Below are 15,252 nucleotides of genomic sequence, written 5' to 3' on the forward strand. Positions count from 1 at the left end.
CGGCGCCCGCCCCGGCTCCCGTTCCGCCTCCGCCTCCGGCTCCGCAGCCACCTGTCCATCCGCACCACATCAGCACCGCCCAGCGCCGCGTGCACATCGCCGCCCACCAGCGTGGGGCCGACGCCGCGGCTGTCGGAAATCTGCTGCTGCACCTCCCGAACCTGCTGTGCAGCCTGCTCGTCATGGTGCTGCTCTCCGCGTTCTTCGGCGGGATCGGCCTGATTCTCGTACTGATCTGGCTGGTCAGCGGAGTTCTGATCTTCCATCGCCCGACCGAGAGCGCTCTGGCCCGTCACGTCCTGCGGCTGCGCTACCCCACTCCGGACGAACGGGCCCGGCTGGAGCCCGTCTGGCGCGAGGTCATCGCACGCGCGGGCGTCGAGGACCGCACGTACGAACTGTGGATCGAGGACAGCACCAGTCTCAACGCGGTGGGGGCGGCCGGCCACATCGTCGGCGTCACCCGGTTCGCCCTGGACAACCTGCCCAACGGTGAACTTGCCGCGGTCCTGGCTCACGAACTCGGCCACCACGTCGGAGGCCACACCTGGTCGTCGCTGCTCGGCTACTGGTACGCACTGCCCGGCAGGCTCGTGTGGCGGGCGTTGCGCGGCGTTGCCTCGGGCGTCTTCCGTGCCTCACGGGCCTGCTCGTGCTTCCTCGGCGGAATCCTCGCCCTGGTATTCGGAGGCTTTGCCATCGCCACGCTGAGCAGCCTGTACGGAATCCCGCTGCTGCTCCTGGCCGTGCCGTACGCCCTGGCCGCCGTCAACCGGCGCGCCGAAATCCGCGCCGACCAGCACGCCGCGGCCCTGGGATTCGCCCCCATGCTCGCGGCCGTACTGAGCAAGCTGCACTACGCACAGGAGCAGCAGAAAGCGGCCGCCGCCCAGGCGGCCCAGTACGCGCAGTACGCGCAGTACGCCCAGTACGGACCGTACGGACCGTACGCCCAGCAAGGGGCTGTGCCGCCCCCGAAGGAAGAAGGCCGGCTCGGCAAGCTGCTCTCCTCCCACCCCGACTACCACACCCGGCTGCACCATCTCCAGCCGTACCTCCAGCAGCACCCCTGAGAAGGACGGGCGCGGAGGACAGCACCGAGAAGGACAGCACGCCGGTACGCCGAAGGGCGGCCACCCCACAGGGGTGACCGCCCTTCGTCAGACATGCGCCTTACTGGTTGTACGGACCGTAGTCGTAGTCCTCCAGCGGGACGGCCTGGCCGGAGCCGGTGCCGAACGGCGAGTAGTCGATGTCGTCGTAGCCGACGGCCGAGTACATCGCGGCCTTGGCCTCCTCGGTGGGCTCCACCCGGATGTTGCGGTAGCGGGCGAGGCCCGTACCGGCCGGGATGAGCTTACCGATGATGACGTTCTCCTTGAGGCCGATCAGGGAGTCCGACTTGGCGTTGATCGCCGCGTCGGTGAGGACCCTGGTCGTCTCCTGGAAGGACGCCGCCGACAGCCACGACTCGGTGGCCAGCGAGGCCTTGGTGATACCCATCAGCTGCGGACGGCCGGAGGCCGGGTGGCCGCCTTCCGTGACCACACGACGGTTCTCGGTCTCGAACTTCGAGCGCTCGACGAGCTCGCCCGGCAGCAGTTCCGCGTCGCCGGACTCGATGATCGTCACGCGGCGCAGCATCTGCCGGATGATGATCTCGATGTGCTTGTCGTGGATCGACACGCCCTGCGAGTTGTAGACCTTCTGGACTTCGCCGACCAGGTGGACCTGGACCGCACGCTGGCCGAGGATACGCAGCACGTCGTGCGGGTTGGTGGCACCCACGGTGAGCTTCTGGCCCACCTCGACGCGGTCGCCCTCGCCCACGAGCAGACGGGCCCGCTTGGAGATCGGGAAGGGCGTCTCCTCGCTGCCGTCGTCCGGGGTGACGACGAGCTTCTTCGTCTTCTCGGTCTCCTCGATGCGGACGGTGCCCGCGGCCTCGGAGATCGGCGCGACACCCTTGGGTGTACGGGCCTCGAAGAGCTCGACGACACGCGGCAGACCCTGCGTGATGTCGTCACCGGCCACACCACCGGTGTGGAAGGTACGCATCGTCAGCTGGGTACCGGGCTCACCGATGGACTGGGCGGCGATGATGCCGACCGCCTCACCGATGTCGACCAGCTTGCCGGTGGCCAGCGAACGTCCGTAGCAGAAGGCACAGGTGCCGACCGCGGACTCACAGGTCAGGACCGAGCGGGTCTTGACCTCCTCGACACCGGCGCCCACCAGGGCGTCGATCAGGACGTCACCCAGGTCGACATTGGCCGGCGCGATGACCTTGCCGTCGATGACGACGTCCTCGGCGAGCATCCGGGCGTAGACCGAGGTCTCGACGTCCTCCGTCTTGCGGAGCACACCGTCCTCGCCCTTGACCGCGATCTTGAGCTTCAGACCGCGCTCGGTGCCGCAGTCCTCCTCGCGGATGATCACGTCCTGCGAGACGTCCACCAGACGACGGGTCAGGTAACCCGAGTCGGCGGTACGCAGGGCGGTGTCCGCGAGGCCCTTACGGGCACCGTGCGTGGAGATGAAGTACTCCAGTACGGAGAGACCCTCACGGAACGACGCCTTGATGGGACGCGGGATGGTCTCGTTCTTCGCGTTCGACACCAGACCACGCATACCGGCGATCTGCCGCATCTGCATCATGTTTCCTCGGGCACCCGAGTCAACCATCATGAAGATGGGGTTCGTCTTGGGGAAGTTCGCGTTCATCGCCTCGGCAACCTCGTTGGTCGCCTTGGTCCAGATCGCGATGAGCTCCTGCGTGCGCTCGTCCTTGGTGATCAGACCACGCTCGTACTGCTTCTGGACCTTCTCGTCCTGAGCCTCGTAGCCCTGGACGATGGCCTTCTTGGCCTCCGGGACGACGATGTCCGAAACGGCGACGGTGACGCCGGAACGGGTCGCCCAGTGGAAGCCCGCAGCCTTCAGGTTGTCGAGCGTCGCCGCCACGATGACCTTGGGGTAGCGCTCGGCCAGGTCGTTGACGATCTCGGAGAGCTGCTTCTTGCCCACCGAGTAGTCGACGAACGGGTAGTCCTCGGGCAGCAGCTCGTTGAAGAGCGCGCGGCCCAGGGTCGTACGCAGCCGGAAGGTGTCGCCCGGCTGGTACTCGGGCTCGCCCGGCTCGGCGACCGGCGGCACCCAGCCACGCGGCGGGATGGTGCCCACCGGGAAGCGGATGTCGACCTTCGCCTGCAGCGACAGCTCGCGGTTGTCGAAGGCCATGATCGCCTCGGCCGCGGAACCGAAGTTCCGGCCCTCGCCGATGACCTTGCGCTCCGCCTCGTCGGTCGTGAGGAAGAACAGTCCGAGCACCATGTCCTGGGTCGGCATGGTGACGGGACGACCGTCGGCCGGCTTCAGGATGTTGTTCGAGGACAGCATCAGGATGCGGGCCTCGGCCTGCGCCTCTGCCGACAGCGGCAGGTGGACGGCCATCTGGTCACCGTCGAAGTCCGCGTTGAACGCGGTGCAGACGAGCGGGTGGATCTGGATGGCCTTGCCCTCGACCAGCTGCGGCTCGAAGGCCTGGATGCCCAGGCGGTGCAGGGTCGGCGCACGGTTCAGCAGCACCGGGTGCTCGGCGATGACCTCTTCGAGGACGTCGTACACCACGGTGCGGCCGCGCTCGACCATGCGCTTGGCCGACTTGATGTTCTGCGCGTGGTTCAGGTCCACCAGGCGCTTCATCACGAACGGCTTGAAGAGCTCCAGCGCCATGGCCTTCGGCAGACCGCACTGGTGCAGCTTGAGCTGCGGGCCGACGACGATCACGGAACGCGCGGAGTAGTCCACGCGCTTGCCGAGGAGGTTCTGACGGAAACGGCCCTGCTTGCCCTTGAGCATGTCGCTCAGGGACTTCAGGGGACGGTTGCCGGGACCGGTGACCGGGCGACCGCGGCGGCCGTTGTCGAACAGCGCGTCGACGGCCTCCTGCAGCATCCGCTTCTCGTTGTTCACGATGATCTCGGGGGCACCGAGGTCAAGGAGACGCTTGAGGCGGTTGTTGCGGTTGATCACACGGCGGTACAGGTCGTTCAGGTCGGAGGTCGCGAAGCGGCCACCGTCCAGCTGCACCATCGGACGCAGGTCCGGCGGGATGACCGGTACGCAGTCGAGCACCATGCCCTTGGGCTTGTTGCTGGTCTGCAGGAACGCGGAGACGACCTTGAGGCGCTTGAGCGCACGGGTCTTCTTCTGGCCCTTGCCGGTACGGATGATCTCGCGGAGGCGCTCGGCCTCCTCGTCGAGGTCGAAGGACTCCAGGCGCTTCTGCAGGGCGGCAGCGCCCATGCAGCCGTCGAAGTACGTGCCGAAGCGGTCACGCAGCTCGCGGTAGAGCAGCTCATCGCCCTCCAGGTCCTGGACCTTGAGGCTCTTGAAGCGGCTCCACACCTCGTCGAGACGGTCGATCTCGCGCTGCGCACGGTCACGCAGCTGCTTCATCTCGCGTTCGGCGCCTTCGCGCACCTTGCGGCGGACGTCGGCCTTGGCGCCCTCGGCCTCCAGCTCGGCCAGGTCGGTCTCAAGCTTCTTGGCGCGGGCCTCCAGGTCGGAGTCGCGGCGGTTCTCGACCTGCTGGCGCTCGACGGAGACGTGTGCCTCCAGCGAGGGCAGGTCGCGCGTCCGGCGCTCCTCGTCCACAAAGGTGATCATGTACGCGGCGAAGTAGATGACCTTTTCGAGGTCCTTCGGCGCGAGGTCGAGCAGGTAGCCCAGACGGGACGGGACACCCTTGAAGTACCAGATGTGGGTGACGGGAGCGGCCAGCTCAATGTGGCCCATCCGCTCACGACGCACCTTGGCGCGAGTGACCTCGACGCCGCAGCGCTCGCAGATGATGCCCTTGAAGCGGACACGCTTGTACTTGCCGCAGTAGCACTCCCAGTCCCGGGTGGGACCGAAGATCTTCTCGCAGAAGAGTCCGTCCTTCTCGGGCTTGAGGGTGCGGTAGTTGATGGTCTCCGGCTTCTTCACTTCGCCGTGGGACCAGGTCCGGATGTCGTCCGCGGTGGCGAGGCCAATCCGCAGCTCGTCGAAGAAGTTGACGTCGAGCACTTGTCGTCAATCCCTCTTTCGGGGGTTCGAGCCCCTCGCGTCAGCGAGAAAAATGGGCACTTCAGCAATGGTCTGAACGGGTCCGGGGAGAGCCGGCCGCCTCAGAGCGAGGCGGCCGGCCAACCCGTCAGACCTCTTCGACGCTGCTCGGCTCTCGCCGGGACAGGTCGATACCGAGCTCCTCCGCTGCACGGAAGACGTCCTCGTCCGTGTCGCGCATCTCGATGGACATACCGTCCGAGGACAGCACCTCCACGTTGAGGCAGAGCGACTGCATCTCCTTGATGAGCACCTTGAAGGACTCGGGAATGCCGGGCTCGGGGATGTTCTCGCCCTTGACGATGGCCTCGTAGACCTTCACGCGGCCGGTCACGTCGTCGGACTTGATCGTCAGCAGCTCCTGGAGGGCGTACGCGGCGCCATAAGCCTCCAGCGCCCACACCTCCATCTCACCGAAGCGCTGTCCACCGAACTGAGCCTTACCACCCAGCGGCTGCTGGGTGATCATCGAGTACGGACCGGTCGAACGCGCGTGCAGCTTGTCGTCGACCAGGTGGTGGAGCTTGAGGATGTACATGTACCCGACCGAGACCGGGTCCGGGAAAGGCTCGCCGGAGCGGCCGTCGAACATCCGGGCCTTGCCGGACGGGAGGACCATGCGGTCACCGTCGCGGTTCGGGATGGTGGACTCGAAGAGACCGGAGATCTCGTCCTCGCGCGCACCGTCGAAGACCGGGGTGGCGACGTTGGTGCCGGGGGCGACATCGTCGGCGCCGATGGACTTGAGGCGCTCCATCCACTCCTCGTTGCCCTCGACCTTCCAGCCCTGGCTGGCGAGCCAGCCGAGGTGGATCTCCAGGACCTGGCCCGGGTTCATTCGGGACGGGACACCCAGCGGGTTGAGGATGATGTCGACCGGGGTGCCGTCCTCCAGGAACGGCATGTCCTCGATCGGCAGGATCTTCGAGATGACGCCCTTGTTGCCGTGACGGCCGGCGAGCTTGTCACCGTCGGTGATCTTGCGCTTCTGCGCGACGTAGACGCGGACCAGCTGGTTCACGCCCGGCGGCAGCTCGTCGCCCTCTTCGCGGTCGAAGACGCGGACGCCGATGACCTTGCCGATCTCACCGTGCGGCACCTTCAGCGAGGTGTCGCGCACTTCGCGCGCCTTCTCACCGAAGATCGCACGGAGCAGGCGCTCTTCCGGGGTGAGCTCGGTCTCGCCCTTGGGCGTGACCTTGCCGACCAGGATGTCACCGGCGACGACATCGGCACCGATACGGATGATGCCGCGCTCGTCGAGGTCGGCGAGGACCTCTTCGGAGACGTTCGGGATGTCCCGGGTGATCTCCTCCGGGCCGAGCTTGGTGTCACGGGCGTCGACCTCGTGCTCCTCGATGTGGATCGAGGAGAGGACGTCGTCCTGCACGAGGCGCTGCGACAGGATGATCGCGTCCTCGTAGTTGTGACCCTCCCACGGCATGAAGGCGACAAGAAGGTTCTTGCCGAGCGCCATCTCGCCGTTCTCGGTCGCGGGACCGTCGGCCAGCACCTGGCTCTCGATCACCCGGTCGCCCTCGTTGACGACGACCTTCTGGTTGACCGATGTGCCCTGGTTCGAGCGGGAGAACTTGGCGATGCGGTACGTCGAGTACGTGCCGTCGTCGTTGGCGATGGTGATGTAGTCCGCGGATACCTCCTGGACCACACCGTCCTTCTCCGCCTTGAGGACGTCACCGGCGTCGACCGCGCAGCGGTACTCCATGCCGGTGCCGACCAGCGGCGCCTCGGACTGGATCAGCGGCACGGCCTGACGCATCATGTTCGCGCCCATGAGGGCACGGTTGGCGTCGTCGTGCTCAAGGAACGGGATCATGGCGGTCGCGACCGACACCATCTGGCGCGGCGAGACATCCATGTAGTCGACGTCGTCGCCGGGGATGTAGTCGACCTCGCCACCACGGCGGCGGACCAGGACGCGCGGCTCGGTGAACCGCATGTCCTCGGAGAGCGTCGCGTTGGCCTGGGCGATGACGAAGCGGTCTTCCTCGTCGGCCGTCAGGTAGTCGACGTCGTCGGTGACGACACCTTCGACGACCTTGCGGTACGGCGTCTCGACGAAGCCGAACGCGTTGACCCGGCCGTAGGAGGCGAGCGAACCGATCAGACCGATGTTCGGGCCTTCGGGCGTCTCGATCGGGCACATGCGTCCGTAGTGGGACGGGTGCACGTCACGGACCTCGAAGCCGGCCCGCTCACGGGAGAGACCACCCGGGCCAAGAGCCGACAGACGGCGCTTGTGGGTGAGACCCGACAGCGGGTTGTTCTGGTCCATGAACTGGGACAGCTGGCTGGTGCCGAAGAACTCCTTGATGGAGGCGACGACGGGCCGGATGTTGATCAGGGTCTGCGGCGTGATCGCCTCGACGTCCTGGGTCGTCATGCGCTCACGCACGACGCGCTCCATCCGGGCCAGGCCGGTACGGACCTGGTTCTGGATGAGCTCGCCGACGTTGCGCAGACGGCGGTTGCCGAAGTGGTCGATGTCGTCGGTCTCGACGACGATCTGACGGCCGGACTCGCCCACCGTCTCGGTCTCGCCGGCGTGCAGCTTGACCAGGTACTTGATGGTGGCGATGACGTCGTCGCTGGTGAGGACACCGGCGTCGAGCGGCTCGTCGGCGCCGAGCTTCTTGTTCACCTTGTAGCGGCCGACCTTCGCGAGGTCGTAGCGCTTCGGGTTGAAGTAGAGGTTCTCAAGCAGCGTCTGAGCAGCCTCGCGTGTGGGCGGCTCGCCCGGACGCAGCTTGCGGTAGATGTCGAGCAGTGCGTCGTCCTGGCCCTGGGTGTGGTCCTTCTCCAGGGTGGCGCGCATCGACTCGTACTCGCCGAACTCTTCAAGGATCTGCTCAGTGGTCCAGCCGAGAGCCTTGAGGAGGACGGTGACGGACTGCTTGCGCTTGCGGTCGATGCGGACACCGACCATGTCGCGCTTGTCGATCTCCATCTCCAGCCAGGCACCCCGGGACGGGATGATCTTGGCCGAGAAGATGTCCTTGTCGGACGTCTTGTCGATGGAGGAGTCGAAGTAGACACCGGGCGAACGGACCAGCTGCGACACCACGACACGCTCGGTGCCGTTGATGACGAACGTGCCCTTGTTGGTCATGAGCGGGAAATCGCCCATGAAGACCGTCTGAGACTTGATCTCACCGGTCTCGTTGTTGGTGAACTCGGCCGTGACGAAGAGCGGCGCAGCGAACGTGAAGTCGCGGTCCTTGCACTCGTCGATCGAGTTCTTCGGGGGCTCGAAACGGTGGTCGCGGAACGTCAGCGACATCGACCCCGAGAAGTCCTCGATCGGCGAGATCTCTTCGAAGATCTCTTCCAGACCGGACTTGGTGGGAACGTCCTGTCCGCTCTCGAGAGCGGCCTCGACGCGACCCTTCCAAGCGGCATTCCCGAGCAGCCAGTCAAAGCTCTCGGTCTGCAGCGCAAGGAGGTTCGGAACCTCAAGGGGCTCCCTGATCTTTGCAAAGGAGATGCGCAGCGGGGCGGTGCTGGCGCCGTTGTTCGTATTGGAGGTCGAGGCGTTGCGCGAGGCGGCCAAGAGGGGGTCCTTCCGAGGGCTCGGACTCACTACGCGCGTACCGGTCCCAAGCGGGGCACAGAGGCAGACATCCCTGGTCAGGGAGGGCAGTCATCGATGCTCAAGCGTGGGCATGCCCCTGGTGACGGGCAGGAGGCAGCTAACAGGCAGCGCAAAGGGTCAGTGTAGCCATAAGGCTCACTGATGTCCAGAGCGGGTTCTGGGAGACCCTCATTCTTCTTCTCAACACCTGCGTCAAAGCTTCCCTCTTCGTCGCCGATCCATGCCTCGGATACGGATCGATGTGACGACGCGTCCTGAGAATTGCGCGCTCCGTGCGGTTCGTCAAGGCCCCCCACCCCTCGGGGGTCACCGCCGTCCGCGCTGCGAGAGCGGCAGAGGCCGCCCGGCCCGGCGCACAACGAAGATCACCATACTCGTCACGGCGGGAAGAGCAAGGCAGGCAGGAGGGGCGTCAGGCACGCAGAAGGGCGACCACCCGGATGGGTGATCGCCCTTCGCTGTGCAGGTGTACGCCGAGGGCGTACGAGGGAGTCCGGAGACTCCCGGAATTACTTGACCTCGACCGAGGCGCCGGCGCCCTTGAGGGACTCGGCGGCCTTCTCAGCGGCCTCCTTGGCGACCTTCTCAAGGACGGGCTTCGGGGCGCCGTCCACGAGGTCCTTGGCCTCCTTGAGACCCAGCGAGGTCAGCTCACGCACGACCTTGATGACCTGGATCTTCTTGTCGCCGGCACCCGTGAGGATGACGTCGAACTCGTCCTGCTCCTCAGCGGCCTCAGCGGCACCGGCAGCGGCACCACCGGCGGCGGCAACGGCGACCGGGGCGGCAGCCTTGACGTCGAACTTCTCCTCGAAGGCCTTGACGAACTCGGAGAGCTCGATGAGGGTCAGGGTCTCGAACTGCTCGAGCAGCTCGTCCTGGGACAGCTTCGCCATGATGGCGTCCTTCCACTTTTCGGCAGGTGCCGGATGTATATGACGGCGGGCGTACGGGGCCCGCTGCGACGCGAAGCCGAATTACTCGGCGTCGGCCTCGGCGGGAGCCGGCGTACCGGCACCGCCCTGCTCGACCTTGGCGCGAAGGGCGTCCGCGGTACGGACGAACTCCGACAGCGGGGCCTGGAAAGTCGCCGCGGCCTTGGCCATCGACGCCTTGATTCCACCGGCCACCTTGGCGAGCAGAACCTCGCGGGACTCAAGGTCCGCGAGCTTCTTGATCTCATCCGCGGACAGCGCCTTACCATCAAGGACACCGCCCTTGATGACGAGGTTGGGGTTCTCCTTGGCGAAGTCACGAAGACCCTTCGCCGACTCCACCGGGTCACCGGTGACGAAGGCAACCGCCGTCGGACCTGCGAACAGGTCGTCCAGCGTGTTGATCCCGGCCTCGTTGGCCGCGATCTTGGTCAGCGTGTTCTTCACCACGGCGTACTGGGCGTTCTCACCGAGCGAACGGCGCAGCTGCTTGAGCTGGGCCACGGTGAGACCCCGGTACTCGGTCAGCACAGCGGCGTTCGAGCTGCGGAACTTGTCCGCCAGCTCGGCTACCGCGGCAGCCTTGTCGGGCCTTGCCATAGAGCGTCGGCCTCCTTCCGGGTGATGAGGACCGCTCAGAAGGGGCTGGACAGACGAAACGCCCCGGCACAGGTGCACGGGGCGCGAGCTCGACCGGACGGATCCGGGAGCACTTCCACGATCACCTGCGCGAGTCGCCCGCTTCCAGCGGATCCTTCGGCCACCGCGTCCTCTTACGAGCACACAGCAACGACCAGCGGTCTTTGGCTTCGTCGGAAGAGTACGCGAACGGGGGCGCGCCGAGCAAATCCGTTCCCGGGCAGCTGATTGATCCTCCGGTTCGGGGGTAGAGGGCGGCGTCGGCCCGCCGCGGCGGCCCGTCCCTCCACGCCGTAGCCGGAGCAGCGCAGGATGACGCCGTACGTGGTCCCGTCGCGCCGCCGGAGGCCCCAGAGGCCGGAGGTACGGGCGTACGGAGGCGCGGGGGCCTGGACGCGCGGAGCGGCGCGGGAAACGCGAAGGAGCCGGGCCCCGCACCTCCGGAGAGGTGCGGGGCCCGGCTCACAGCACGCGTGTCCCGCGGCTGCCTGCCGATCCGGAGGATCAGACGGCGGCCGGGTCCTCCTCGACGAGGAGGTTGCGGGTGCGGTTGGCGTCCAGCGGGATGCCGGGGCCCATCGTGGTGGCCAGCGTGGCCTTCTTGATGTAGCGGCCCTTGGCGGCCGACGGCTTCAGACGGAGGACTTCCTCCAGCGCGGCGGCGTAGTTCTCGACCAGCTTCGTCTCGTCGAAGGAGACCTTGCCGATGATGAAGTGCAGGTTCGAGTGCTTGTCGACGCGGAACTCGATCTTGCCGCCCTTGATGTCCGTGACAGCCTTCGTCACGTCCGGGGTGACCGTTCCGGTCTTCGGGTTCGGCATGAGCCCACGCGGACCGAGCACGCGGCCGAGGCGGCCGACCTTGCCCATGAGGTCCGGGGTGGCGACGACGGCGTCGAAGTCCAGACGGCCCTTCGCCACCTCGTCGATGAGCTCGTCGGCGCCGACGATGTCGGCTCCGGCGGCCTCCGCGGCCGCAGCACGGTCACCGGTCGCGAAGACCAGGACCCGGGCGGTCTTGCCGGTGCCGTGCGGCAGGTTCACGGTGCCGCGGACCATCTGGTCGGCCTTGCGCGGGTCAACGCCCAGACGCATGGCGACCTCGACGGTGCCGTCGAACTTGGTCGCGGAGGTGTCCTTGGCGAGGCGGACGGCTTCGAGCGGGGCGTACAGCTTGTCCGCGTCGACCTTGGCGTCCGCAGCGCGGAGAGTCTTGCTGCGCTTCACTTCTGCTCCTAGATGGGGAGTGGGAGTCGTGGTGCGGGCCGGCGCTGGCCCTACCACTGTGGTGCGGAGGGGGGCTTGATCAGCCCTCGACCGTGACGCCCATGGAACGGGCGGTGCCGGCGATGATCTTGGCCGCGGCCTCGATGTCGTTGGCGTTCAGGTCGGGCATCTTGGTCGTGGCGATCTCGCGGACCTGCTCGCCGGTGAGCTTGGCGACCTTGGTCTTGTGCGGCTCGCCGGAGCCCTTCTCCACGCCCGCGGCCTTGAGGATCAGCTTCGCGGCCGGCGGGGTCTTGGTGATGAAGGTGAAGGAGCGGTCCTCGTAGACCGTGATCTCCACCGGCACGACCATGCCACGCTGCGACTCGGTCGCGGCGTTGTAGGCCTTGCAGAACTCCATGATGTTGACGCCGTGCTGGCCCAGCGCGGGGCCGACCGGCGGAGCCGGGTTGGCCGCGCCGGCCTTGATCTGGAGCTTGATAAGCCCCGTGACCTTCTTCTTCTTGGGAGGCATTGCTCTCTCCGGGTCCTAGTGAGAGTGTTTCGCCGCCATCCGGTCATCCGGACGGAGGCATACCGCGCAACGATAACGGGTATAGCTGCGCGACCAAAAACCAAGCAGGTCAGACGGCTACGGGAGCCGGTCTGACCTGCTTGGAAGGCGTGTGCGCCAGAAGCCCTGAGAGGTACTAGTTCTTCTGGATCTGGTCGAAGCTGAGCTCGACCGGGGTCTCGCGGCCGAAGATCTCGACGAGGCCCTTGACCTTCTTCGAGTCGGCGTTGATCTCGTTGATCGTCGCCTGGAGCGTCGCGAACGGTCCGTCGGTGACGGTGACCGAGTCGCCAACCTCGAAGTCGAGCACCTGGACCTCGACCTTGCGGGCCGGAGCCGGCTTGCCCTCGGCCTCGGCGGCCTCACGGGCGGCCTTCTCCTCGGCCTCGGGGGCGAGCATCTTGACGATCTCGTCCAGGGTCAGCGGGTACGGGTCGTAGGCGTTGCCGACGAAGCCGGTGACTCCGGGGGTGTTGCGGACGACGCCCCAGGACTCGTTGGTGAGGTCCATGCGGACCAGGACGTAACCGGGAAGCTTGTTCTGGCGGACGTTCTTGCGCTCGCCGTTCTTGATCTGGACGATCTCTTCCTCGGGCACTTCGGCCTGGTAGATGAACTCCTCGACGTTCAGCGAGACGGCGCGCTGCTCCAGGTTGGCCTTCACACGCTTCTCGTAACCGGCGTACGTGTGGATGACGTACCACTCGCCGGGCAGACCGCGGAGCTCCTGGCGCAGGGCCTCGACCGGGTCGACCGGGGGAACGTCGGCGGCCTCTTCGGCAGCCTCCTCGTCCTCGGCCTCTTCGGCGGCGTCCTCGACCTCGTCCACGGCCTCGGCGTCCTCGTCGGTCTCCGCGACGGCCACCGCTTCGTCCTCGGTGTGCACAGCTGCCTCTTCGGCGGGCTCACCGGCGACGGCGTCGGCAGCTTCGGCCTGGTCCGGCTTCCCAGCGTCCGCCGCCTCGACGATGTCGAGCTCGTCCTCTGCGGACTCGAAGCTCTCGCCCGGCTCGACGGCCTCGTTCAGGTTCGGGTCAGACACTGTGGCTGCTTCTTCCTGGATACAAATCGGGTGGAACATGCGAAAAAGACGCCGCTCCCGGCGCCTTTCGCGGATCAGCCAAAGACGTACTTGGCGGCCTGGTTGAACCCATAGTCAATCACGGTCACGATGCCGATCATGATGACGACGAAAACGATCACCACGGAGGTGTAGGTCGAGAGCTGGCTACGAGTCGGCCAGACAACCTTGCGCAGTTCCGCGACGATCTGGCGGTAGAAGAGTGCGAGGCGGCCGAAGGGGCCCTTCTTGCCGCGCTTCCCGCCCTTGCGTGCCTTCTTCGACTCCGGCGCTTCATCCTGCGCATCAGGCACGTCGATGGAGCCGACGGCGTCCGTCACGATCTCTCACCTGATTCCGGGTCGTGGCCGTGCCGCGCCCGGTGGAGCCGCACGGCGGTGCATAGATGTACGTACATGCGCACACAGCCTGGCGAAGGTGTGTGTAGCAGGGCCGGAGGGACTTGAACCCCCAACCGCTGGTTTTGGAGACCAGTGCTCTACCAATTGAGCTACGACCCTTTGTGGTTCCCCCAACCTACCGCATCCGACCGGGTGCACGGAGTGCGCTCGGCGGGACGGTTGGTGGAGGCCAACGACGAGTGAGTGTACGTGGTCGGGGGCCTGACGTCGAACAGCTTCGGCCGGGACGGTGCACGGCCGGCCCGTGTCTTCCGGTTCCGGCCCGGTTCCCGCTCGGTGTACGGCCGTTGCCCAGCTCGGTGTACGGCCGTTGCCCGGCCCGGTGTCCGGCCGGTGTCCGCCCATCGAAACCTGTGTGCCGAGTCCGTTTGCGGTCTGGGACCATGGGCCCCATGAGCGCCGCAACTCCTCCGACCGAGCGCAGGGTCTCCGCCCGCATCGGTGCCATCTCCGAGTCCGCCACCCTGGCAGTCGACGCCAAGGCGAAGGCCCTGAAGGCCGCCGGGCGTCCGGTGATCGGCTTCGGTGCCGGTGAGCCCGACTTCCCCACGCCCGGCTACATCGTCGAGGCCGCGATCGAGGCCTGCCGCAACCCGAAGTACCACCGCTACACGCCGGCCGGCGGGCTCCCCGAGCTCAAGGCCGCCATCGCCGCGAAGACCCTGCGCGACTCCGGTTACGAGGTCGAGGCTTCCCAGGTACTCGTCACCAACGGCGGCAAGCAGGCCATCTACCAGGCGTTCGCCGCGATCCTCGACCCGGGCGACGAGGTCATCGTCCCGGCTCCGTACTGGACCACGTACCCCGAGTCGATCCGGCTCGCGGGCGGTGTCCCGGTCGAGGTCGTCGCCGACGAGACCACCGGCTACCGGGTCTCCGTCGAGCAGTTGGAAGCCGCCCGTACGGAGCGGACCAAGGTCGTCCTCTTCGTCTCGCCGTCCAACCCGACGGGCGCCGTCTACAGCCCCGCCGACACCGAGGCCATCGGCCGCTGGGCCGTCGAGCACGGTCTGTGGGTGCTGACGGACGAGATCTACGAGCACCTGATCTACGGCGACGCGAAGTTCACCTCGCTGCCCGCCGTCGTGCCCGAGCTGCGCGACAAGTGCATCGTGGTCAACGGCGTGGCCAAGACGTACGCCATGACCGGCTGGCGCGTGGGGTGGATCGTCGGCCCGAAGGACGTCGTGAAGGCCGCGACCAACCTCCAGTCGCACGCCACCTCCAACGTCTCCAACGTCTCACAGATGGCCGCGCTCGCCGCGGTGTCGGGGAACCTGGACGCGGTCGACGAGATGCGCACCGCCTTCGACCGGCGCCGCAGGACCATCGTCCGGATGCTCAACGAGATCGACGGCGTGCTCTGCCCGGAGCCGGAGGGCGCGTTCTACGCGTACCCCTCGGTCAAGGCACTCATCGGCAAGCAGATCCGCGGCAAGCGCCCGCAGAGCTCGGTGGAGCTGGCCGCGCTGATCCTGGACGAGGTCGAGGTCGCCGTGGTGCCCGGTGAGGCGTTCGGCACCCCCGGATACCTGCGTCTGTCGTACGCGCTCGGCGACGAGGACCTGGTCGAGGGCGTCTCCCGGATCCAGAAGCTGCTGGCCGAGGCGACGGACTGACCGACTGGTCCGGACGGCTCGGCGCCGTCCGCACGCCCCGTACAGACAGGAACGGGCCTCCGGTTCTCCACC

The 15,252-nt window shown here is 66.9% G+C and carries 10 protein-coding genes and 1 tRNA gene; 2 read left to right on the top strand and 9 right to left on the bottom strand.

What is annotated here, in order from left to right; all coding sequences use genetic code 11:
- Nucleotides 1-89: 89 nt before the first annotated feature.
- Nucleotides 90-1,073: a M48 family metalloprotease gene (locus tag OG385_RS11580; protein WP_266854284.1), complete on the top strand. Its 984-nt coding sequence runs from the start codon at nucleotides 90-92 to the stop codon at nucleotides 1,071-1,073.
- 100 nt (nucleotides 1,074-1,173) lie between these two features.
- Here OG385_RS11580 and OG385_RS11585 read toward each other — a convergent pair whose 3' ends face one another.
- From OG385_RS11585 to OG385_RS11625, 9 genes are all read right to left on the bottom strand, one after another.
- The gene (locus OG385_RS11585; RefSeq protein ID WP_164264067.1) at nucleotides 1,174-5,073 is read right to left on the bottom strand and encodes a DNA-directed RNA polymerase subunit beta'; all 3,900 of its coding nucleotides are present in this window, start codon (nucleotides 5,071-5,073) and stop codon (nucleotides 1,174-1,176) included.
- A 127-nt stretch (nucleotides 5,074-5,200) separates the two neighbouring features.
- Nucleotides 5,201-8,683: a DNA-directed RNA polymerase subunit beta gene (rpoB, locus tag OG385_RS11590; RefSeq protein WP_266854288.1), complete on the bottom strand. Its 3,483-nt coding sequence runs from the start codon at nucleotides 8,681-8,683 to the stop codon at nucleotides 5,201-5,203.
- Nucleotides 8,684-9,234: 551 nt separating this feature from the next.
- The gene (gene rplL / locus OG385_RS11595; protein WP_266854290.1) at nucleotides 9,235-9,621 is read right to left on the bottom strand and encodes a 50S ribosomal protein L7/L12; all 387 of its coding nucleotides are present in this window, start codon (nucleotides 9,619-9,621) and stop codon (nucleotides 9,235-9,237) included.
- 81 nt (nucleotides 9,622-9,702) lie between these two features.
- On the bottom strand, nucleotides 9,703-10,260 hold the full coding sequence (gene rplJ, locus OG385_RS11600; protein WP_266854292.1) for a 50S ribosomal protein L10: 558 nt from the start codon (nucleotides 10,258-10,260) through the stop codon (nucleotides 9,703-9,705).
- A 543-nt stretch (nucleotides 10,261-10,803) separates the two neighbouring features.
- Entirely contained in the window at nucleotides 10,804-11,526 is a 723-nt protein-coding gene (gene rplA / locus OG385_RS11605; protein WP_164264063.1) for a 50S ribosomal protein L1, read from the bottom strand.
- 79 nt (nucleotides 11,527-11,605) lie between these two features.
- Entirely contained in the window at nucleotides 11,606-12,040 is a 435-nt protein-coding gene (rplK, locus tag OG385_RS11610; protein ID WP_164264062.1) for a 50S ribosomal protein L11, read from the bottom strand.
- Between the two features lie 175 nt (nucleotides 12,041-12,215).
- Nucleotides 12,216-13,121, bottom strand: coding sequence for a transcription termination/antitermination protein NusG (gene nusG / locus OG385_RS11615; RefSeq protein WP_266854298.1), 906 nt, complete (start codon nucleotides 13,119-13,121; stop codon nucleotides 12,216-12,218).
- Between the two features lie 74 nt (nucleotides 13,122-13,195).
- The gene (secE, locus tag OG385_RS11620; protein WP_266854299.1) at nucleotides 13,196-13,480 is read right to left on the bottom strand and encodes a preprotein translocase subunit SecE; all 285 of its coding nucleotides are present in this window, start codon (nucleotides 13,478-13,480) and stop codon (nucleotides 13,196-13,198) included.
- A 107-nt stretch (nucleotides 13,481-13,587) separates the two neighbouring features.
- Nucleotides 13,588-13,660: transfer RNA gene (locus OG385_RS11625), tRNA-Trp, on the bottom strand.
- Between the two features lie 293 nt (nucleotides 13,661-13,953).
- Between OG385_RS11625 and OG385_RS11630 the strand changes: the two genes are divergently transcribed.
- Nucleotides 13,954-15,180 carry a pyridoxal phosphate-dependent aminotransferase gene (locus OG385_RS11630; protein ID WP_266854301.1) on the top strand — a complete coding sequence of 409 codons (1,227 nt, stop codon included), beginning with the start codon at nucleotides 13,954-13,956 and terminating at the stop codon, nucleotides 15,178-15,180.
- Nucleotides 15,181-15,252: the final 72 nt, after the last annotated feature.

Origin of the sequence: Streptomyces sp. NBC_01306 (genome assembly GCF_026340465.1) — a bacterium.
GTDB lineage: Bacteria > Actinomycetota > Actinomycetes > Streptomycetales > Streptomycetaceae > Streptomyces.

What these genes read in the sequence shown, in the direction of transcription:
- rplL (WP_266854290.1), bottom strand. Translation starts at nt 9,621, where the DNA reads ATGGCGAAGCTGTCCCAGGACGAGCTGCTCGAGCAGTTCGAGACCCTG.
- rplJ (WP_266854292.1), bottom strand. Translation starts at nt 10,260, where the DNA reads ATGGCAAGGCCCGACAAGGCTGCCGCGGTAGCCGAGCTGGCGGACAAG.
- rplK (WP_164264062.1), bottom strand. Translation starts at nt 12,040, where the DNA reads ATGCCTCCCAAGAAGAAGAAGGTCACGGGGCTTATCAAGCTCCAGATC.
- OG385_RS11630 (WP_266854301.1), top strand. Translation starts at nt 13,954, where the DNA reads ATGAGCGCCGCAACTCCTCCGACCGAGCGCAGGGTCTCCGCCCGCATC.